Below are 21,336 nucleotides of genomic sequence, written 5' to 3' on the forward strand. Positions count from 1 at the left end.
CGCGTCTCAGTGGTTCATGAACGACTTGACGGGCAGCGCCCGTTCGACGACGCGGACGTCACCGAGGCGCCCGTGCAGGATCTGGTCGATCTTCCCGGCGTACTCGTAGCCCCCGAGGATCCAGGGCAGGCCGACGGAGGTGAGCCCCACGGCGGTGGCCTTCGGGTTGCGCACGACCGGGCAGCCCTGGACGTAGAGCGTGGTGTGCCTGCCGTCGTTGACGACCGCGAGGTGCCACCACGTCTCCAGCGGGGTCTCCTGACCCCAGTTGGTCGCGATGCCCTGCTGGTTGAGCGGGCGCACCGCCCACTGCGGCTCCCGATCGTTCGACAGCGACAGCGTGGCGAGCGGCTCGTCCGGGTCGTCGGCGGTCTTGCCGGCCGCGCCGCCCGTGCCGGTCCGGCCGAGGAGACCCGCCCAGGCGTGGTGCGAGGGGTTCCAGTCGGCGGGCAGCCGGTAGAACGCCTCGATGGTGTAACCGTTCCTGAACGTCGCCGAGTTGAGGGGCGCCCCGTCGACCGTCCGCAGGTACGCGCCCGTCAGCGGGGGCTTGCCGCCCTGGAACTCCAGGCTGCCGTGGCCCGGCTGGTCCGGGTGGTGGTCGGCGGACCAGGTGAGGGAGCCGCCGCCGACGGTCACCAGCGTGAGGTCGTTGCCGTGCCCGGAGCGGTCCGGGACGGTGCCGGCGACCTTCGCCCCGTCCTGCTGACCGTCGAACCGCCAGTAGGCGACCGTGCCTGGTATCAGCATCTTCGACGCCGGACGGGCCGCACGGGCGGGCACCGGCGCGAAACCGGAGAACCGCTTCTCGAAGTCGATCTCGACGGTGAACCGGTCGGCGTCGCCGGAGAGTTCGCTCTCCTGCCGCTCCAGTTCGTTGAGCCCCTTCCCGGCCCGGCCCAGGATCCACGGGGAGATCGTCTCCACGTCGATGGTGTTCCGGTCGAGGTCGAAGCGGTAGAGCCGGATCATCGCCGCGCCGCCGAAGTACCGGTTCTGGTAGTTCGTGAGGTGCAGATGGACATCGTTGTCGGCGGCGTTCTTCCGGGTCGCCCGCGCCGCCGGCCAGTAGTGCCCGTTGAGGGTGAGGAAGATCTGGTCGTGGTCCTCGATCAGTTGGTCCCAGAGCGTCTGCCCGTACGCGGACAGGGAGTCGTCGCCGTCGACCAGCTCGTGCGTGGTGAGCACGACCGGGGTTTTCGGGTGCCGGGCCAGGACGTCCTTCGCCCAGGCGAAGCCCTTCGCGGAGAGCCGCCAGTCCAGGGCCAGCACCATCCACTGCCGGCCGCCCGCCTCGAAGAGGTGGAAGGAGTTGTAGCCGTCGGGCGAGGCACCGCCGAAGCTCGGCCCGCCCTTGAAACGGTCGGGCCCGAAGACATCCAGGTAGGGCGTCGGGCCCCGCTGGTCGTCGGTCGACGAGCGCACGTCGTGGTTGCCCGCGAGGACGCTGTAGCCGACGCCCCTGCGGTCCAGGAGCCGGAAGGCCTCGCCGATCGCCCCCATCTCCTGCGCGGTGCCGTTCTGGGTGAGGTCCCCGAGATGCGACAGGAACACGATGTTCTCCTCCTCACCGTGCTCCAGGAGGTACTTCAACGACGCCTCGACGGGCGCCTTGTCGATGCTCGGCCCGTCGAACAGATACTGCGTGTCGGGCATGACGGCGAGCGTGAAGCGACGGCTCGTGCGATCGGGCCGGAAGCGCTCGGGCGCCGCCTGCGCCACGACGGGCAGCGAGACCGTCGCCGCCGCGCCCAGCAGGGCCGTGGCCCGCAGGAAGTTACGTCTGCCCGAGCGGGCCTGGGCAGACTCCTGCCCCGGTTCGTGCGAGGTGCACACAGTGACTCCGTAAGGGTTCGTGGTTCAGAGCGCCCGCAGCGTCCACGACCAGCGGTGGACGCCCGGGGGGACGAGGTACGACGGTGAGGTGTCGGGACCGCACGAGGCGGTGCCCAGCCCCCGGTGCGCCGCGTCGATGCGGACCACACAGCCGGGCCGGGGCACCAACTCGTCGTGGTGCGCGGCCGACGCCAGGTCCTCCGCGCGGTGGCGGGTGACCGAGACCTGCCGGGGGCCGTCCAGCCGTACCGACAGGACATGGGCGTCCCCGGAGAGCGTGAAGTGCCGTACGCCGTGCCGGCCCCCGCTCTCCTGCGGCCGCAGATAAGGGGTGAACAACGCGTCCACGGGGGCCGCGTGGTGGCCGACGGGTGCCCCGGCCGCACGGTCCGGGTAGCTCTCCCAGGGGCCCTGCCCGTACCAGGCGAGGTCGTCCAGACCGTCGACGGTCTCGAAAACCGTGCCGACCCGGGCCACGTCCGTCAGCTCCTCGGGCAGCACGGCCGTCTCCTCGATGAGCACCCGGCCGTCCACCAGCGCCGTGAACGCCTGCTCGTGCTCGACGACGCCCGCACCCGTGCTCCAGCGGGAGCGGACCCGCACCGTGGACCCCTTGCGCTCCACGGCGACCGGCTCGCGCTCCATGCGGTCCAGACCCAGGGCGCGCCAGCGCTCGGCCATACCGCCGAGGACGTCGTTGTCGGTCGGCGCCCGCCACAGGCTCAGCAGCGGCGGGGAGGCCAGCAGCGGGTGCAGCAGCAGCCCGTCCTGGTCCGTCTCCGGCGGCGGGATGTGGCCGAGGTCCTCCTCGGCGCCCACCACCGGTTCGCCCTCCTCCGCCGGGTACCACTGGACCTGCGGGCAGCACACCTCGGTGCCGCGCGGCGCCCAGGGCTCGTCGTCGGCCGTCGTCACCCGCAGCGTCAGCCAGATCTCACCGGCCCCGCCCGCCACCTCGGGCCGGTCGATGACCGCCGAGCCGCCGGGCGGTACGGCGGGCAGCTGGGCCGGCACCGTCCAGGTGCCGCCGTCGGCCGCCGCGAACTCCCACTCGGCCACCAGCCACGAAAGGTCGCGGAAGTGCTGGCGGTTGTGCACCCGCAGGACCCGCCAGGTGCCCTCGCCCTCCACCGACAGCCGCACCGGGGCGGCGATCTCCCGGTGCTCGAACATCACCGGCTTGGGCGTGCGGTCGGGGAGAACGACACCGTCGGCGATGAAGGCGCCGTCGTGGATCGTCTCGCCGAAGTCGCCGCCGTAGGCCCAGCGCAGACCGGGTCCGGCGACTCCGTTCTCGTACAGCCCGGCGCCCCCACGCCCGGCCGGTCGTCCGTCGTTCACACGCTGGAGGATGCCGTGGTCCCAGAACTCCCAGATGAACCCGCCCTGAAGACCTGGGGTTGCCTCGATGGCGGCCCACGTGTCGGCGAGGGTGCCGTTGCTGTTGCCCATGGCGTGCGAGTACTCGCACTGGATCAGCGGCCTGGTCTGCTCGCCCGACAGGGCGTGCGCCACACAGTCCTCGATGGGCGCGTACATCGGGCAGGCGATGTCGGAGGCGTCGTCCGTGGCGGCCCAGTCCAGCTTCGCGGCGCCTTCGTACTGCACCGGCCGGGTCGGGTCGTGGCGGCGCAGCCAGCCCGCCGCCGCGTCGTGGTTCGCCCCGTAGTCGGACTCGTTGCCCAGCGACCAGACGATCACCGACGGATGGTTCTTGTCCCGCAGGACCATGCGGGAGACGCGGTCCACGAAGGCGTTCAGATAGCGCGGGTCGTCGGCGATCTCGTGCGCGTGGTCGTGCGACTCGATGTCCGCCTCGTCCACCACGTAGAAGCCGAGTTCGTCCGTGAGGTCGTACAGGGCCGGGTCGCCCGGGTAGTGGGAGGTGCGGATCGCGTTGAACCCGAACCGCTTCAGCGTCAGCAGGTCCGCGCGCATGTCCTCGTACGACACCGTCCGTCCCGTCAGCGGATGGAAGTCGTGCCGGTTCACACCCCGGATGTAGACGCGTTCCCCGTTGACCAGCAGGTCCCGGCCCCGGATCTCGACGTCGCGGAAGCCGACCCGGTGGTGCGAGGTGTCGGCCACGGTGCCGTCGGCGCGGTGCAGCCGGACGGTGAGGCCGTACAGCTCGGGCGTCTCGGCGTTCCAGGTGCGCACGCCGGGGACGACCGTGCCCAGCCGGGCCTCGCCGAGGAAGTCGGAGACCCGCTCGTCCTCGGCGTTGAGCCGGTCGAACTCCCGGTCCTGGGACAGCTCCAGCCCGTCCAGCTCCGGACCGTCCAACTCCCCGCTGACGTACCAGCCGGGCGGCAGCGCGCCCGTCGCCGTCCCCGCCGCCGAGCGCACCCGGCAGTCCACCCGCAGCTCCCCGTCGCGGTGGGCCCGTACGGTCACGTCCGCGAGATGGAGGGGATCGGTGGCGTACAGCAGCACCGGGCGGGTGATGCCGCCCAGCCACCACTGGTCCTGGTCCTCGATGTGCGAGGCGTCCGACCACTTCACCACGGTGAGCCGCACGGTGGCCCGCGCCCCGGCCCGGACCAGTCCGGACAGGTCGAACTCGGCGGCCAGGTGGGAGTCCTTGGAGACACCGGCCGGCCGTCCGTCCACATGGACGAGCAGCACGCTCTCGGCGGCGCCGACGTGCAGGACGATCCGGCGCCCGGCCCACTCGGCGGGGATGTCGACCTCCCGCTCGTAGACCCCGGTCGGGTTATCGGGCGGGCAGTCCGGCGGGAACTGGCCCCACGGCATACGGACGTTGGTGTACTGCGGCGGGTCCTCCGCCACGTCGAGGGCCCAGGAACCGGGGAGTTCGGCCCAGGACCAGGCGGGCCCGGGCTCCCGCTCGGGCGACGGCAGCAGCTGGAACCGCCACCGGCCGTCCAGCGACACCGCCCCCGCACGCCGGTCCACGGCGTTCATGGGCAGCCGCCCCCAGGAGGTCACCTCGGGTGCGTTCCAGGGGCGCAGGGCGAAGAGTGCGTCGGTCATGACCGTTCCGAAGTCGTCAGGGGCGGGGGAGAGAAGACCGGCCGGGGCAGCACCCGCCCCGGCAGGTTCCAGGCGGGGTCGAGGGGGATCCCGAGGCGGTCCAGGACGGTGGGCGCGATGTCGATGAGACGGGGGGAGTCCAGACGGGTGCCGGGGGAGGTCCCGTACGAGGGAGATCCCGGCTCGGCCAGGACGACGAAGACCTCGCGTTCGGCACGGGTGTCGCCGCCGTGGCCGCCGGTGTCGAGGTGGCCGTGGTCGGTGGTGACCAGGACCGTCCAGTGCTCGTCCGCGCGGCCGGGGGCCGAGCGCCGGGCGGAGATCGCGTCCAGCAGTCGTCCGAGGTGGGCGTCCTGGGCGAGCAGGGCACGGTCGTAGGCCGGGCTGAGCGGTCCCGTGGCGTGGCTGGCCTCGTCGGTGGCGCCGAAGTACACGAACAGCGCGTCCGGGTCGTCCTCGGTGAGCCGGCGCACGGCGGTGTCGGCGACGAGCCGGTCCGCCTCCTCGTAGCCGTCCGACTCCCCGTCGTAGCGCACGCGTTCGCCCACGCCGGGGCCCAGCGTGCCGCGGTCGATCAGCTCCGGCCAGGACACGACGGCCACCGTACGCAGACCGGGTCGCGCGGCTGCGGCCCGGCTGAGGAAGTCGGGGTGACGGGCGTAGTCGGCGCCCGCGAAGTCGTTGCCGGTCACGCCGTGCCGGTCGGGCCACACCCCGGTCAGCACGCTCGACCAGCCGGGACCGGAGTCGGTGTAGGCCATGCTGGTGGACGGCCCGCCCTCGGCCTGGCCGTCCACCTCGCCGTAGGGCAGCAGACCGCGGCCGTGGGCGCCCGCGGCCATAAGGGCGTGCAGCACCGGTGCCGTGGCCGGCGAGCGGGCGAGCCGGTCGAAGCGCACCCCGTCCATGCCCACCACCAGCACCTTGCCGCGTTCGGGCCGCCCGTCGCTCCCGGTGCCCACCACCGCGCCCCTCCGTTCCGCCACCGGCCCGGCTGTCGCCGTACCGCGGTTCAACTGCCCTGGACCGCGCCCTCGGTGGCCCCTGCGATGAAGCCCCGCGCGAAGACGGCGAAGACGATCACCAGGGGGAGGGAGGCCATCAGCACACCGGCCATCACCATGCTGTAGTCGGTGTTGTGGCCGACGTTGAGCTGGGCCAGCTCGACCTGGAGCGTGACGTGCTCGGGGTTGGTGAGCACGATCAGCGGCCAGACGTAGTCGTTCCAGGCGCCGACGAAGGCGTAGATGGCGAGGAAGGACATCGCGGGCCTGATCATCGGCAGCGCGACGTTCCAGTACTGCCGGAGGAACCCGGCGCCGTCGATGCGGGCCGCGTCCAGCAGTTCGTCGGGCACCCCGTTCTCGATGTACTGGCGCAGCCAGAAGATGCCGAAGGCGTTGGAGAGGGCGGGCCAGACCAGCGCCTTGAGCATGCCGACCCAGCCGATCTCCGACATCAGGATGAACTGCGGCAGGACGGCCAGCTGCAGCGGCAGCATCATGAACACCAGGAGCGTGCCGAAGAGGATCTTGCGCCCCGGGAAGTCGAACTTGGCGAAGGCGAAGGCCGCCAGGGAGTCGACGAGCAGCACCAGGACCGTCGTGACACTCGCGATGACGATCGTGTTGAGCATCGACCCGAAGAAGTCGACCGTGTCGAGCACACCCCGGATGTTCTCCAGCAGATGCGAGCCGAAGGTCAGCTTCGGCGGGCTCTTGTAGATGTCCCGGGTGGTGTTGGTCGCCATCACGATCGTCCACACGAACGGGAAGATCGAGATCACGACGGCCAGGATCAGGAAGAGGTGCGGGGACAGGCCCTTGGGGCGGCGCGGCCGCCCGGCGCCCGGGTTCGGCTTCGCGGCCGTGGCCGGCCGGGGCGTGGTGGCGGTCGTCATGCCTTCCTCCCTCGTTGCACGATGCGCCAGTTGATGACGACGAGCACGATGATCAGTACGAAGAAGGCCCACACGATGGCCGCGCCGTAGCCGTAGTCGTTGTCGAGGAAGGCCGATTGGTAGAAGTACAGCAGGGTGGTCAGGCCCGCCTGGCCCGGCCCGCCGAGGTTCTGGTTGGCGGCGTTGCTGGCGAAGAGCACCTGGGGTTCGCTGAAGCTCTGCAGACCGTTGATGGTCGAGATGACGACGGTGAACAGGATGATCGGCCGCATGATCGGAATGGTGATCTGGAAGAACGTGCGGATCGGTCCGGCGCCGTCCATCCTCGCCGCCTCGTAGACCGACTGCGGGATGGCCTGGAGACCGGCCAGATAGATGATCATGTTGTAGCCGGTCCACATCCAGGTCATCAGCAGCCCGATGACCACCTTGATCAGCCACGGGTTGCTCAGCCACGGCACGGGTGAGATGCCGACCGTGCCCAGGATCGCGTTGACCAGACCGAAGTCGTTGCTGAACACCGCGCCGAAGAAGATCGCCACGGCGACGATCGACGTCACGTTGGGCACGTAGAGGGCGATGCGGTAGAAGCCCTTGAAGCGGCGCACCGAGTGCAGCAGCGTCGCCAGCACCAGCGCGCCGAAGAGCGTGGGAACGGTGGACAGGACCCAGATGATCAGGGTGTTGCGGATGGACAGCCAGAAGACCGGGTCGCTCCACAGGAACTCGAACTGCTGGAGGCCCACGAACTCCTTGGTGCCCAGCCCGTCGTAGCGCTGGAAGGCCAGGTACAGCGAGTAGAAGACGGGGACGAACGAGAAGCCGAGGAAGATCAGATAGAAGGGCGAGATCGCGAGGTACTGCCGCCAGTACGACAGCACCCCGCGACGCGTGGGCCGAGCGACGCCCGCGGGCGGGGTGCGCCGCGGGCGGAAGCGGGCCGGGCCCGGCCCGCCACGGTGCTCGGGCACCGTGGCGGGACCGGTCACCGGAGGTGACGACACCTCACTTCACCCCCTGTCGCCTGGCGATCTGCTTGGCCTGGGAGACCGCGTCGTTCCAGGCGTCGTCGGGCTTCTTGCCCTTGGCCTCGATGCTGGTCAGCTCGGCCATGAAGGGGGCCATGACCGCGGAGTCGGCGGGCGCCTCGTAGCTGACGGGGATGGCCTCGGCGGCCGGACCGAAGACCTCGATGATCTTCTGCCCGCCGAAGAAGGCGTCGGGGCCGGTCATGGCCGGCATCGCGTACGTCTCCGGGGAGGCGGGGAAGATGGTGGCGTCGGCGAAGCTCTTGGCGTTGTTCTCCGGGCTGAGGATCCAGCTGATGATCTTGAACGCCTCTTCGGGGTTCCGGCACTGCTTGGGCAGGGTCAGATAGGAGCCGCCCTGGTTGGCCGGTCCGCCGGGGGTCGCGCAGACCCGCCACTTGCCCTTGGTGTTCGGCGCGGCCGACTCGATGTCCAGCGCGTGCCAGGCGGCGCCGACCTCGGTGGTCAGGCTCTTGCCGACGGCGGCGTTCCAGCTCTGGTCGTTGATCTTGGCGTCGAGGCCGAGCGTGTAGGCACGGATCGCGTGGTCCCACGCGGCGCGGATGTGGTCCTGGTCGCCGATGAAGTGGTTGTCCTGGTCGATGAACCGCTTGGTGCCCTGGCCGACCGCGATGCTGAACACCGAGCCCATGTTGTTGATGAGGAAGGTGCCGGGCAGCGCCTTCTTCAGCTCGGTGCCGAGCGCGAAGTAGTCGTCCCAGGTCTTGGCCTCCGCGGCGACCTTCGCCGGGTCGGAGGGCAGCCCCGCCTTCTCGAACTGGTCCGCCCGGTAGAAGAGCGCGGTGGGGCCGATGTCGATCGGGAAGCCGATCTGCTTGCCGTCCTCGGTCTGGGCGAGCTTGGTCTTCCACTCCAGGTACTGGGAGGAGATCTTCTTGAAGCCCAGGTCGTTCAGGTCGAGGAAGCGGTCCGCGTTGGGCAGGAAGGAGGCGATGTCCTCGCCCTTGATGCCGGTGATGTCCGGCACGGAGGAGCCGCCCGCCGCGAGCGTGGTGGTGAGCTTCTGCTTGAAGTCGCCTCCGATGGAGGAACTGGTCAGCTTGATCTGGCTCTTGAAGTGCGTCTTGGCCTCGGCGACCACCTTGTCGCTGAGGGCTCCGCCCCAGTACCACATGGTGAGGTTCTTGCCGTTCTTGGTGCCGCCGGAATCGGAGCCGCCGCCGCAGGCGACGGTCAGGCCGGAGGCGGCCGCGGTGAACACGGCGGCCTGGAGGAAGCCTCTACGAGAAAGGTCCACGGTCACTCCTGTTTGTTCCTGTTCGTGGTACTTCAGGGCTTTTGTTCGTGGGGTCAGTGGGGCCGCGCGGGCGGGGTGACCGGGGCGTGGCGCACCGGTGGGCCGACGTCGGCGGGGATGCGGTCCGCGAGGAAGCCGTAGGCCTGCTTCAGCTCGGGGTCGGTCAGCGAGCGCCACCAGCGCTCGACGCCGTACCAGCCGGGCGCGGCGAGGCCTCCGCCGTGCCGGCCCACGGAGAGTCCGGCGGACAGGACGGCGAACCGCAGCCGTTCCGTCAGGGGCCAGCCGCCGAGGGAGGCGGCGACGAAGCTCGCGCCGAAGACGTCGCCGGCGCCCGTCGCGTCGAGCACGTCGACGTCCAGGGCAGGCACCTCCGCGTACTCCCCGGTCGTCTGGTCCACCGCGACCGCGCCCTCGCCGCCGCGGGTGACCACGGCCACCGGCACCAGCTCGCTCAGGGTGCCGAGCGCGGCGACCGCGCTGTCGGTGCGGGTGTAGGCCATCGCCTCGGTCTCGTTGGGGAGGAAGGCGTGGCACAGGGCGAGTTGGTCGAGCAGGTCGCGCGACCACTGCTGGGTGGGGTCCCAGCCGACGTCCGCGTAGACGAGCGTGCCGTTCGCGGCGGCCTTGGCGAGCCACTCGCGCGGCTCGGCCTCGATGTGCACGAGCGCCGTGCGCGCCTCGGGCGGGTCGCCCATCAGGACGTCCTGCGAGTAGGGCGGTTCCTGGCCGTGGGTGACCAGGGCCCGGTCGTGACCGTGGGCGAGGGAGACGGTGACGGGGGTGTGCCAGCCGTCGGCGGTGCGCGAGAGGGAGAGGTCGACGCCCTCCTGCCCGGCGAGGACCTCACGGCAGTACTGGCCGTAGTAGTCGTCGCCGAAGACCGTGGCCAGCGAGGTCCGCAGGCCGAAACGGGCGGTGGCCACCGCCAGGTTGGCGATGCCGCCCGGACCGCAGCCCATGCCGTCGGTCCAGATCTCCTCGCCGGGTGTGGGCGGCCTGCCCAGCCCCGTGAGTACGAGGTCGTAGAAGAGCAGCCCGGTCAGCAGCACGTCGGGCCGGTCGTCGTCCACGCGTGCACCCTCTCGTCGAGACCTGGGGAAGGCCTTCGAAGATCACTCTTCAAAAGTCTTCAATTTCGGTGCACAGATCGTGCGCGCCTCCGAGAGGTTTGGCAAGAGTCGAGCAGAAGTGAGCATGGATTTGATTGGGAATGACGAGTACTGTTCAGCGCGTGCTGGCAGAGAGACGACACCAACTCATCCTGCGGGCCCTGCGATCTGGCGGGCCGGCGGCGGTCACCGACCTGTCCGAACAGCTCGGTGTGAGCCCCGCCACCATCCGGCGTGACCTCGTCCGGCTGGAGGAGGAGGGGCTGCTCACCCGGGTGCACGGCGGCGCGGTCGTGGACGAGGGCGACCAGCCCTTCGCCGAGGTCGCCGAGGTGCGGGTGGCCGAGAAGGACGCGATAGCGGCGAAGGCCGCGTCGATGGTCCACGACGGCCAGTCCGTGCTGCTCGACATCGGGACCACCGCCTACCGCCTGGCCCGGCAGTTGCACGGCCGCCGCCTCACCGTGATCACCAGCAACCTGGTGGTCTATGAGGAACTGGCCGACGACGAGGGCATCGAACTGGTGCTGCTCGGCGGCATGGTCCGCCGCGAGTACCGCTCCCTCGTCGGCTTCCTCACCGAGGACAACCTCCGTCAACTGCACGCCGACTGGCTCTTCCTCGGTACGAGTGGAGTGCGCCCCGGTGGACAGGTGATGGACACGACCGTCGTCGAGGTCCCCGTCAAACGCGCGATGATCAGGGCGAGCGACAGGGTCGTCCTGCTCGCCGACTCCGCGAAGTTCCCCGGCACGGGGATGGCGAAGGTCTGCGGACCCAGGGAACTCGACGTCGTCGTCACCAACGGGCCGGTGGAGCAGGCCACCCGGGCGTCGTTGGAGGAGGCGGGGGTCGAAGTGGTCACGCCATGACCGCCCCCGGGGCGGGGAGGCTGACACGTGTCGGGCCCCGCCCGCGCACGGTGGCGGAACGGCCCGGACGAGCAGTGTCCGAACGGCCCGCACAAACGCACGATCGGCAAAGGTGGTAGTTGCGTGAAGCTGACGATTCTGGGCGGCGGAGGATTCCGGGTGCCCCTCGTGTACGGGGCGCTCCTCGGGGACCGCGCCGAGGGCCGGGTCACCCATGTCGTCCTGCACGACCTGGACGCCGAGCGGCTCTCCGCCGTCACCCGCGTCCTCGCCGAGCAGGCCGCGGACGTCCCCGACGCCCCCGAGGTGACCGCCACCACCGACCTCGACGAGGCCCTGACCGGCGCTGACTTCATCTTCTCCGCGATCCGCGTGGGCGGCCTGGAGGGCCGCGCGAACGACGAGCGCGTCGCCCTCGACGAGGGTGTCCTCGGCCAGGAGACCGTCGGCGCCGGCGGCATCGCCTACGGTCTGCGCACGGTCCCGGTCGCCGTGGACATCGCCCGGCGCGTGGCCCGCCTCGCCCCCGACGCCTGGGTCATCAACTTCACCAACCCGGCCGGTCTGGTCACCGAGGCCATGTCCCGCCACCTCGGCGACCGCGTCATCGGCATCTGCGACTCACCCGTGGGCCTCGGCCGCCGGATCGCCCGCGTCCTCGGGGCGGCCAAACCGGCCGAGGCCTGGATCGACTACGTCGGCCTCAACCACCTCGGCTGGGTCCGCGGTCTGCACATCGCCGGCCGCGACGAACTGCCCCGCCTCCTCGCCGACCGCGACCTGCTCGGCTCCTTCGAGGAGGGCAAGCTCTTCGGCGTCGACTGGCTCCAGTCCCTCGGCGCGATCCCCAACGAGTACCTGCACTACTACTACTTCAACCGCGAGGCCGTCCGCGCCTACCAGGCCGTCGAGAAGACCCGCGGCGCCTTCCTCAAGGAGCAACAGGCCCATTTCTACGAGGAGATGCGCCGCCCCGACGCCCACGCCCTCAAGGCCTGGGACCGCACCCGCGCCGAGCGCGAGGCCACCTACATGTCGGAGAACCGGGAGACGGCCGGCGCCGGTGAACGCGACGCCGACGACCTCTCCGGCGGCTACGAGAAGGTCGCCCTCGCCCTGATGCGGGCCATCGCCCGCGACGAGCGCACCACCCTCATCCTCAACGTCCGCAACAAGGGCACCCTCACGACCCTCGACACCGAGGCCGTCATCGAGGTGCCCTGCCTGGTCGACGCCAACGGGGCCCACCCGGTCTCCGTCGCGCCCCTGCCGGACCACGCCACCGGCCTGGTCTGCGCGGTCAAGGCCGTCGAGCGCGAGGTCCTGGCGGCGGCCGAGGCGGGTTCCCGCACCACCGCCGTGAAGGCCTTCGCCCTGCACCCCCTGGTGGACTCCGTCAACGTGGCCCGCCGTCTGGTCGAGGGTTACACGGCCGTGCACCCTGGCCTGGGGTACCTGAAGTAGGCTCCCGCCCGGAAAGCGCTTTCCGACCTGTCCCGTCCCTGCCTCTCCACCCGCTCCCGCACCGCCCTCTCTGGAGACCTCACATGCATGACGAACGCCGCCGGATCGAGGAACGCGTAGAGCGCGTCCACACCCAACGCATCAAGCCCGCCGTCTACGCGGCCTCCGTCCCCTTCGAGGTCGCGGCCTGGCAGGCGCCGGGCGAACCGGTCCCCTTCGAGGAGGCCGCGGCCGCCTCGTACGCCCCGTTCGCCATGGACACCCCCTGGGGCCCGCCGTGGGGCACCACCTGGTTCCGGATGCGCGGACAGGTCCCCGCCGAATGGGCGGGCCGCCGCGTCGAGGCCGTCATCGACCTCGGCTTCGTCGGCGACTGGCCGGGCAACCAGGCCGAGGCCCTCGTCCACCTCGCCGACGGCACCCCGCTGAAGGCCGTCAACCCGCTCAACCAGTACGTGCCGATCGGCAACCCGGTCCGGGGCGGCGAGAGCATCGACTACCTCGTCGAGGCGGCCTCCAACCCCGACATCCTCGCCGACAACTTCTCCAAGATCACCCCGCTCGGCGACATCCTCACCGCCGGCGACAAGCCGCTCTACACCTTCCGGCGCGCCGACATCGCCGTCCTCGACGAGGAGGTCTTCCACCTCGACCTGGACCTCCAAGTGCTGCGCGAGCTGATGGTCCACCTCGGCGAGCACGAGCCCCGCCGCCACGAGATCCTGCACGCCCTGGACCGGGCCATGGACGCCGTCGACCTCGACGACGTCTCCGGCAGCGCCACGGCCGTCCGCGAGATCCTCGCCCCGGTCCTCGCCAAGCCCGCCCACGCCAGCGCCCACACCATCTCCGGTGTCGGCCACGCCCACATCGACTCCGCCTGGCTCTGGCCGATCCGCGAGACCAAGCGCAAGACCTCCCGCACCTTCTCCAACGTCACCGCGCTGGCCGACGAGTACGAGGACTTCATCTTCGCCTGCTCCCAGGCCGTGCAGTACGAGTGGGTGCGCGACAACTACCCGCAGGTGTGGGAGCGGATCAAGAAGGCCGTCGACAAGGGCCAGTGGGTCCCGGTCGGCGGCATGTGGGTCGAGTCCGACGGCAACCTGCCCGGCGGCGAGGCCATCGCCCGCCAGCTCGTCCACGGCAAGCGGTTCTTCATCGAGCACTTCGGCATCGAGACCAAGGGCGTCTGGCTGCCGGACTCCTTCGGCTACAACGCCTCCTACCCGCAGCTCGCCAAGCTCGCCGGCAACGACTGGTTCCTCACCCAGAAGATCTCCTGGAACCAGACCAACCGCTTCCCCCACCACACCTTCTGGTGGGAGGGCATCGACGGCACCCGCATCTTCACCCACTTCCCGCCGGTCGACACCTACAACGCCCGCTTCAGCGGCGAGGAGATGGACCGCGCGGTCCGCAACTACCAGGAGAAGGGCGCCGGTACGCGCTCCCTGGCCCCCTTCGGCTGGGGCGACGGCGGCGGCGGCCCCACCCGCGAGATCATGGAACGCGCCCGCCGCCTCGCCGACCTCGAAGGCTCCCCGAAGGTCGTCGTCGAACACCCCGACGAGTTCTTCGCCAAGGCCCGCGCCGAGTACGAGGACGCCCCCGTCTGGAACGGCGAGCTGTACCTCGAACTCCACCGCGCCACCTACACCTCCCAGGCCCGCACCAAGCAGGGCAACCGCCGCAGCGAGCACCGGCTCCGCGAGGCCGAGCTGTGGGCGACGACGGCCGCGCTCCACGCGCCGGACTACGACTACCCGTACGAGAAGCTCGACCGCCTCTGGAAGACGGTCCTCCTCCACCAGTTCCACGACATCCTGCCGGGCTCCTCGATCGCCTGGGTGCACCGCGAGGCGGAGGCGGAGTACGCACGGGTGGCGAAGGAGCTGGAGGAGCTGACGCGGGAGGCCGTCGCGGCGCTCGGCGGCGGTGACCCGCGTGTGTTCAACACCAGCCCGCGCGACCGTGCCGAGGTCGTCCGCACGGCCGGGGGCGCGCCCGTGTACGTCACGGTTCCCGCGAACGGCAGCGCCCCCTCACCCCCGCCGAACCCCCGCACCCCGTCACCGTCTCCGGCCGCGTCCTCGACAACGGCCTGGTCCGGGTCGAGATCGCCGAGGACGGCACCCTCGCCTCGGTCCGCGACCTGGTCGCCGACCGCGAGGTCCTCGGCGACAAGGGCAACCTGCTGCGCCTGCACACCGACCTCCCCAACTACTGGGACGCCTGGGACGTCGACAAGCACTACAGGAACCGCTACACGGACCTGCTGGACGCCGATTCGATCACCGTGGTCGAGGAGGACCCCCTCCTCGGGGCCATCCGCGTCGAGCGCGCGTTCGGCAAGGGCTCCCGCATCACCCAGACGATCACCCTGCGCGCCGGCAGCCCCCGGATCGACTTCGAGACGGACATCGACTGGCACGAGGCCGAGAAGTTCCTCAAGGCCGGCTTCCCCATCGACGTCCGCGCCGCCCACTCCTCCGCCGAGATCCAGTTCGGCCACATCCAGCGCCCCACCCACACCAACACCAGCTGGGAGGCGGCCCGCTTCGAGGTCTCCGGCCACCGCTGGGTGCACGTCGGCGAACCCGGCTACGGCGTCGCGGTCATCAACGACTCGACGTACGGCCACGACGTCTCCCGCACCGTCCGCGAGGACGGCGGTACGACCACCACGGTCCGCCTCAGCCTGGTCCGCGCCCCGCGCATCCCGGACCCCGAGGCCGACCAGGGCAGGCACCGCCTCACGTACTCGCTCCTCCCCGGCGCGAGCATCGAGGACGCGGTCGCCGAGGGCTACGCCCTCAACCTGCCGCTGCGCGTCGCGGACGCGGCGGGCGCCCCCGCACCGGTCGTGTCCGTGGACGGCGAGGGCGTCACCGTCGAGGCGGTCAAGCTCGCCGACGACGCCTCCGGCGACGTCGTGGTCCGCGTCTACGAGTCGAGCGGCGGCCGGGCCCGGGGCGTCCTGCGCACCGGCTTCCCGCTCGCCGGGGCCCAGCTCACCGACCTGCTGGAACGCCCCCTGTCGGAGGCGGCCACGGACGGCGACGGCGTCCCGGTGACACTGCGCCCGTTCGAGGTGCAGACGCTGCGGCTGGCGGTTCTTCCCACGAAGAATTAAGGAACCGGTAAATCGGCTGGTCGCGGCGGGTGCACCGCCCGCCGCGACCACTGCGCGTTCCCTCCACGACACCTGGAATTCGCCCACTGCCCCTGTGATACGGGGCAACGCGACAGTGCGAAGAAAGTTGTGAGGTGTCATCGTGCGAGATCCGCGCATGTCCGTGATCGGCAAGGGGCTCAGGCGCCGTGGCAGGCTGATCGCCGAGGCGGTGAGCCCGCCGCGCAAGCCGCTGAACGCCGTGCCCGCGCCCCGGACCGACAGCGCGCCCGCCGAGGCGCCGTACGTCGCCCCGCGCGCGACCCGGCTGGTGGACGCCCCGGTCTTCGTCCTGTCCTCGGTGCGCTCCGGCTCGACGCTGCTGCGGGTGATCCTCAACAGCCACAGTCAGATCCGCGCGCCGCACGAGATGCACCTGCGGACCGTCCACGTCCATCTCTCCCGGGACTTCACCGGGGACGCGATGAAGGCGCTCGAACTCGACAAGACCGAGCTGGAGCACGTCCTGTGGGACCGCATCCTCCACCACGAGCTCACCCGCAGCGGCAAGCAGGTCATCGTCGACAAGACCCCGCCCAACACGCTGATCTGGCCACGGCTGCACCGATGTTGGCCGAACGCCCGCTATCTGCTGCTGCTGCGTCACCCCGGGGCGGTGGTGCAGTCCCTCACGAGCCGTCGCACCGACCCCGACCACGAGGCGATCCGCGCGGAGGTCCTCGCCTACAGCGAGAAGCTGGAGGAGGCCCGGTCGAACCTTCCCGTGCACGTGATCCGGTACGAGGAGCTGACGGCGGAGCCGGAGAAGGTCACGCGGGGCATCTGTGAGTACCTGGGGGTGGAGTGGGAGGCGGGGATGCTCGACTACGGCAGCCAGGACCATGGCGCCTTCCGTCCCCAACTCGGTGACTGGTCCACCACGATCAAGTCCGGCCGCATCCAACCGGCCCGCCCCGCGGACCCGACAGCGGAACTCCCACCCCGCCTCCAGAAACTGGCCGAAGCCTGGGGCTACACCCCCTGACCTTCCTCGCCCCCGCCGCCCCTACCCGTCCCATCCCCAGGGGCCGCGCGCCCCTTCGCCCCCCGCGTCAAAGACTCGGGGCTCCGCCCCGGACCCCGTTCGCGCAGTTCCCCGCGCCCCTGAAAGGGGCGCGGGGAACTGCGCGAGAAGCCCCACCGGGCGGACGGCTGGGGGTCGAAGGGGCGCAGCCCCTTCAGGATGGGACGGGTAGGGGCGGCGGGGGCGAGAAGGCTCAGACGGCGAGTGGCCGGTCCGCGGCGGTCGGCTTGCAGGCCACCGGCGGCGCCACAGCCACCGGCCGCGCATCCACCGCGACGGCCACCTCGGCGACCGGCACCTCGGCCACAGGCACCTCCGCCACCTGATGCGGCAACGACACCGGCCGCACCGGCCGCGGCCCCGACACCACCGTGTAGTCCTGCCCCAACCGCGCCGGCAGCACCTCCCCCGGCTCCTCGCCGAGCGCCAACCGCACAGCCGCCCACGGCGCGTTGATCCCGCACAGCGCGAGCTGGTGCAGCCCACCCGCCGGACGCGTGTTGACGTCCATCAGGACCGGCTCGTCGCCGTACATCCGGAACTGGATGTTCGTCAGGTAGTGCAGCCCGAACCGCTCCGCGATCCGCCGCGCCGGCTCGATCCACGCGGGATGGAGCGTGAACCCGCGCCGACGGCCGTTCTTGGTGCGGCCCACGGCCATCCGGACCCGCCCGTCGGGGCCGGTGAGGCAGTCGACGGACACCTCAGGCTGCTCCAGCCGCGGCATCACCATCCAGTCGACCGGCTCCTCGGCCGCCCGCACCGCCTCCACGACCATGTCGAGCTGCACGTACGGGCTCGGGAAACCGCTGAGGTGATCGAGCGAGAAGGGGGCGCGCGTGACGACGCGGAAGCCGACACCGCCCGCCCCGGACGCCGGCTTGAAGCACGCCTTGTGCCCCCCGGCCTCCAACTCCTCGACCGCGGCCACGAGTTCATCGGCGTTCGTGACGCGGAACCACGGCGGGACCGGCACCCCGTGCTCCTGGACCGCCTCGTACGCGGTCACCTTGTCCTCGAAGACCTCGATGGCCCCGGCGCTCGGCGCCAGCAGGGCCGTACCGACGGCCGCGAACTCCTCGCGGTGCGCGGCGAGGGCGGCCTGGTGCAGCCGGGGCACGAACACGTCGATGCCGCGCTTGGCGCACTGGTCCAGCGCGTACTCCACGTACGCGGCGGGGGAGAGGCCTTCGGGCTCCAGGTCGGCGGTGTCGGCGGCGGCGAGTACGGGGGAGTCGGCGTCGCCGTGCGTGGCATGGATGTCCACCGGACGAGCGTGCGGATTATGCCGCAGCTGATCCATGAAGAAGACATTCTCCGCGTACGTGCGGTTGAGCCAGACGCGTACGCGAGAGACCATGCAGGCCGCCTTTCCAAGGTTCGCGGGCAGGGCGAAGCAGGCCGTGCCCGGCCAGGGGGGATGGAGGTACGCCGAACCGCCGTACGCGAAGGACGGGCGTGGCGGTGGTGTAGGACGGATCATACGGCCACCGGGGCCCAGGTTTCTGTCACGCGCGTGTTAATCCTCGTGCGACGGCGTTTCGGGCGGGGCGACGGCGCTCCCGTACGGGCCGACGGCGCTCCCGTACGTGCCGACGGCCTCCCCGGAGAGACGGGGCGGTGGCACGGCAGGTCGGGCTTGTCCACGGGTGCGCACCTGTGTTCTCGTGTTGATGTTCGGTGTCCGGAAGGGAGCGCGGGTGGAGTCGAGGGTCGGCCGTCACGGAAATCTGCTGGCCGTGAGTGATCTGCACATCGGCTATCCCGAGAACCGCGCGCTGGTCGAGCGGATGCGCCCGGAGAGCGACGACGACTGGCTGCTCGTGGCCGGCGACGTCTCCGAGAAGGTCGCCGACATCCGCTGGGCGCTCCGCACCCTCGCCGACCGCTTCGCCAAGGTCGTCTGGGTCCCCGGCAACCACGAACTGTGGACCCACCCCAGCGAGACCGTCCCGTACAAGGGCGTCGAACGGTACGACCACCTCGTCGCCCTCTGCCGGGAGCTGGGCGTCGTCACCCCCGAGGACCCCTACCCCCTCTGGGAGGGCCCCGGCGGCCCGGTGGTGATCGCGCCGCTGTTCCTGCTGTACGACTACTCGTTCCTGCCCGAGGGCTGCGCCACCAAGGCGGAGGGCCTGGAGTACGCGCACGGCACCGGAGTGGTCTGCACCGACGAGCACGTGCTGTACCCCGACCCCTACCCGAGCCGCGAGGACTGGTGCCGCGCCCGCGTCGCCGAGACCGAACGCAGGCTCGCCGAACTGCCGGCCGACCTGCCGAAGGTGCTGGTCAACCACTACCCCCTCGACCGGCACCCGACGGACGTCCTGTGGTACCCCGAGTTCGCCATGTGGTGCGGCACCGAGCTGACCGCCGACTGGCACCGGCGGTTCAACGTCGAGGTCATGGTCTACGGCCATCTGCACATCCCGCGGACCACCTGGCTGGACGGGGTCCGCTTCGAAGAGGTGTCCGTGGGATACCCCCGCGAGTGGCGACCGCGTCCGGAACCCCCGGGCAGGCTGCGCCGCATTCTGCCGATGGAGGTCGGAGCCGGTGATCGAGGAACTGCTCCCGGGAGCGGTCGTGGTCGTGGAGGCGCACGCCCATGAAGCGGCCGCCGCCGTCGAGGGGGTCGAGCTGTACCCCGAGGAGGAGGCGGTCATCGCCCGGGCGGTGCCGAAGCGGCGCCGTGAGTTCACCCTCGTCCGTGCCTGCGCCCGGCGGGCCATGGAGAAGCTCGGGGTCGCCCCGCGGGCGATAGTGCCGGGCGAGCGCGGTGCTCCCGGCTGGCCGGACGGTCTGGCCGGCAGCATGACCCACTGCGAGGGGTACGCCGCCGCCGCCCTGGTCCGCGCCGTCGATCTCGCCTCCCTCGGCATCGACGCCGAGCCCCACGACGCCCTGCCCGAGGGCGTCCTGACGGCGATCGCCCTCCCCGCCGAGGAGACGCGACTGCGCCGTCTGACCGCCGACCACCCCTCGGTCCACTGGGACCGGCTGCTCTTCAGCGCCAAGGAGTCCGTCTACAAGGCGTGGTTCCCGCTCACCCGGCGGTGGCTGGACTTCTCGGAGGCCGACATCGAGCTGACCGTCGACCCCGACGGCCGCTCCGGCGGGCTGCGCGCCGAACTCCTCGTGCCAGGACCGGTGGTGGACGGCCGTCGTGTCGGTGTTCTCGACGGACGCTGGACCGTCCGGCGGGGGCTGGTGGCGACGGCGGTTTCGGTTCCCTTTCCGACGGACGACGAGGACGCCAGATGAACACGCTTTCCTATGCGGAGCTGCACAGACAGGTCGCGTCGGACATCGACGCGGAGATCGCCGGCGCCCTGGAAGGCCTCGGCCCGTCGGCCGCGTCGGTCCGAAGATCCATATCCGGGCTGTTGGACCACCAGCAGATGAAATACCCGCTGTCCGTGCTCCCGCTCCTGGTGCACGGCTCCGAGACCGGGGCCCCGGGACCGGCCGTCCCCCTGTCGGCCGTGCACGTCCTGTGGTGGACCTCCGCCTGCTACCTCGACGACCTCGCCGACGGCCACGGCGCGCACACCCCCGCCGGACTCGGCACGGACGAGGCGCTGCTGGCGTCCGTCCTCAGCGGACAGGCCCTGCCCATCAGGGTCGTGCAGGCCCAGTCGGTGCCGGACGCGGTGCGCAACGCCCTCACCCGCGAGATCGTCGACTGCTGGATCGACGCCGTCGAGGGCCAACTGCGGGACCTGCGCGGCGACCTGGCGAACGCCTCCCGCGACGCGGTCGTGGCCGCCTATCGCGGGAAGTCCGGCGCCCCCTTCGGCATGATCACGGCGATGGCCGCGATCCTCTCCGGTGCCTCAACCGAACGCACCGAACTGTGGCGGGAGTTCGGCGACGTGTTCGGCATCCTCTGGCAGCTCTTCAACGACCAGGAGGACCTGCTCTCCGGCCGTGACGAGGACCTGCGCAACGGCACGGTCACCTACCTCCTCGCCTGCGCCCTGGAGGAGGCGTCCCCCGGCGCCGGGGACCGCATCGCGGAACTCGGACGCGCCGCGCGCGACTCCGAACAGGCCCGTGCGCGCCTGCGCGCCCTGCTGCTCGCTCCCGCCGTGCTGCGGCGGTTCGAGAAGGACCTCGCGGCGTTCCGCGACGACGCGCACCGCGTCCTCGACGCACTGGGCGGCGACGAGACCTACCTCCCGGCCCTGCGACAACTGGTCGACCAGGCCGCCGGGATGTACCTGACCGAGAGCCGGCCCTAGACCGGAACCGGCGACGGCCTGGTCCGGAACCGGCGGCGGCCCTGGACCGGGACCGGCGGCGGCCCTGGTCCGGAACCGGCGGCGGCCCGCCGGAGGAACACCCGGCGGACCGTCACCACCCGCGCGCTCAGACTTCCGGGCACCAGCTCCGCAGCAGTTCGAAGAACTCCTGCTCGTTGCCCGAGAGGCCCGCCGCCGCCAGCGCCCGCTCCGCCTCGGCGAGCGCGGCGGGCGGCACCACGGGTGGTCGGCGGGACTCCGGCGGCCCGTCGAACGCTGCTCGTACGGTGCCCAGCAGCCGCAGATAGGCCTGTACGGCGGCGCGTTCGCGGTCGGTCAGTACGGCGGTCGGCATCGAACGGCTCTCCCCTGGTCGGATCGGCGAAACTCCGTGCCCGCCCCGGCAGAGGGGTGGCACCCTCCCAG

At 71.2% G+C, this 21,336-nt stretch carries 15 protein-coding genes and 1 pseudogene; 7 read left to right on the forward strand and 9 right to left on the reverse strand.

Annotated elements, in window-relative coordinates; all coding sequences use genetic code 11:
* Window positions 1–6: 6 nt before the first annotated feature.
* The 7 genes from L3078_RS38525 to L3078_RS38555 form a co-directional block, all read right to left on the reverse strand.
* The gene (locus L3078_RS38525) at window positions 7–1,836 is read right to left on the reverse strand and encodes a LamG-like jellyroll fold domain-containing protein (protein WP_239758774.1); all 1,830 of its coding nucleotides are present in this window, start codon (window positions 1,834–1,836) and stop codon (window positions 7–9) included.
* Between the two features lie 24 nt (window positions 1,837–1,860).
* Window positions 1,861–4,833: a glycoside hydrolase family 2 TIM barrel-domain containing protein gene (locus L3078_RS38530; RefSeq protein WP_239758776.1), complete on the reverse strand. Its 2,973-nt coding sequence runs from the start codon at window positions 4,831–4,833 to the stop codon at window positions 1,861–1,863.
* Window positions 4,830–5,798, reverse strand: coding sequence for an alkaline phosphatase family protein (locus L3078_RS38535; protein WP_275593203.1), 969 nt, complete (start codon window positions 5,796–5,798; stop codon window positions 4,830–4,832). Before L3078_RS38535 ends, L3078_RS38530 begins: the two co-directional genes overlap by 4 nt.
* A 47-nt stretch (window positions 5,799–5,845) precedes the next feature.
* On the reverse strand, window positions 5,846–6,733 hold the full coding sequence (locus tag L3078_RS38540) for a carbohydrate ABC transporter permease (protein WP_239758778.1): 888 nt from the start codon (window positions 6,731–6,733) through the stop codon (window positions 5,846–5,848).
* Entirely contained in the window at window positions 6,730–7,614 is an 885-nt protein-coding gene (locus tag L3078_RS38545) for a carbohydrate ABC transporter permease (protein ID WP_239760649.1), read from the reverse strand. Before L3078_RS38545 ends, L3078_RS38540 begins: the two co-directional genes overlap by 4 nt.
* A gap of 124 nt (window positions 7,615–7,738) precedes the next feature.
* Complete coding sequence (locus L3078_RS38550) at window positions 7,739–9,019, reverse strand: ABC transporter substrate-binding protein (RefSeq protein ID WP_239758779.1); 1,281 nt, start codon at window positions 9,017–9,019, stop codon at window positions 7,739–7,741.
* A 53-nt stretch (window positions 9,020–9,072) separates the two neighbouring features.
* On the reverse strand, window positions 9,073–10,092 hold the full coding sequence (locus L3078_RS38555) for a carbohydrate kinase family protein (RefSeq protein ID WP_239758781.1): 1,020 nt from the start codon (window positions 10,090–10,092) through the stop codon (window positions 9,073–9,075).
* 161 nt (window positions 10,093–10,253) lie between these two features.
* Here L3078_RS38555 and L3078_RS38560 point away from each other — a divergent pair, with 161 nt between their 5' ends.
* The 4 genes and pseudogenes from L3078_RS38560 (at window position 10,254) to L3078_RS38575 (ending at window position 16,627) form a co-directional block, all read left to right on the forward strand.
* The gene (locus tag L3078_RS38560) at window positions 10,254–11,003 is read left to right on the forward strand and encodes a DeoR/GlpR family DNA-binding transcription regulator (RefSeq protein WP_033529655.1); all 750 of its coding nucleotides are present in this window, start codon (window positions 10,254–10,256) and stop codon (window positions 11,001–11,003) included.
* Window positions 11,004–11,126: 123 nt separating this feature from the next.
* On the forward strand, window positions 11,127–12,467 hold the full coding sequence (locus tag L3078_RS38565; RefSeq protein WP_239758783.1) for a 6-phospho-beta-glucosidase: 1,341 nt from the start codon (window positions 11,127–11,129) through the stop codon (window positions 12,465–12,467).
* 83 nt (window positions 12,468–12,550) lie between these two features.
* Window positions 12,551–15,603, forward strand: a pseudogene (locus tag L3078_RS38570) (alpha-mannosidase).
* 142 nt (window positions 15,604–15,745) lie between these two features.
* Window positions 15,746–16,627 (forward strand): sulfotransferase family protein, encoded by an 882-nt coding sequence (locus L3078_RS38575; RefSeq protein ID WP_239758785.1) that lies wholly within the window; start codon window positions 15,746–15,748, stop codon window positions 16,625–16,627.
* 232 nt (window positions 16,628–16,859) lie between these two features.
* On the opposite strand, the gene L3078_RS38580 is transcribed toward L3078_RS38575, so the two are convergent.
* Window positions 16,860–18,026: an ATP-grasp domain-containing protein gene (locus L3078_RS38580; protein WP_239758786.1), complete on the reverse strand. Its 1,167-nt coding sequence runs from the start codon at window positions 18,024–18,026 to the stop codon at window positions 16,860–16,862.
* Window positions 18,027–18,339: 313 nt separating this feature from the next.
* On the opposite strand from L3078_RS38580, the gene L3078_RS38585 reads away from it, so the two are divergent.
* Genes L3078_RS38585 through L3078_RS38595 form a run of 3 tightly spaced genes read left to right on the forward strand, consistent with a single transcriptional unit; the run spans window position 18,340 to window position 20,910 of the window.
* The gene (locus L3078_RS38585; protein ID WP_392314128.1) at window positions 18,340–19,278 is read left to right on the forward strand and encodes a metallophosphoesterase family protein; all 939 of its coding nucleotides are present in this window, start codon (window positions 18,340–18,342) and stop codon (window positions 19,276–19,278) included.
* Complete coding sequence (locus L3078_RS38590; RefSeq protein WP_239758790.1) at window positions 19,223–19,930, forward strand: 4'-phosphopantetheinyl transferase family protein; 708 nt, start codon at window positions 19,223–19,225, stop codon at window positions 19,928–19,930. The genes L3078_RS38585 and L3078_RS38590 overlap by 56 nt, the downstream gene beginning before the upstream one ends.
* Window positions 19,927–20,910: a polyprenyl synthetase family protein gene (locus tag L3078_RS38595; RefSeq protein WP_239758792.1), complete on the forward strand. Its 984-nt coding sequence runs from the start codon at window positions 19,927–19,929 to the stop codon at window positions 20,908–20,910. Before L3078_RS38590 ends, L3078_RS38595 begins: the two co-directional genes overlap by 4 nt.
* A gap of 127 nt (window positions 20,911–21,037) precedes the next feature.
* Here the strand turns inward: L3078_RS38595 and L3078_RS38600 are convergent, their stop codons facing one another.
* Entirely contained in the window at window positions 21,038–21,265 is a 228-nt protein-coding gene (locus tag L3078_RS38600; RefSeq protein ID WP_239758793.1) for a hypothetical protein, read from the reverse strand.
* Window positions 21,266–21,336 lie beyond the last annotated feature (71 nt).

Source organism: Streptomyces deccanensis, assembly GCF_022385335.1.
GTDB lineage: Bacteria > Actinomycetota > Actinomycetes > Streptomycetales > Streptomycetaceae > Streptomyces > Streptomyces deccanensis.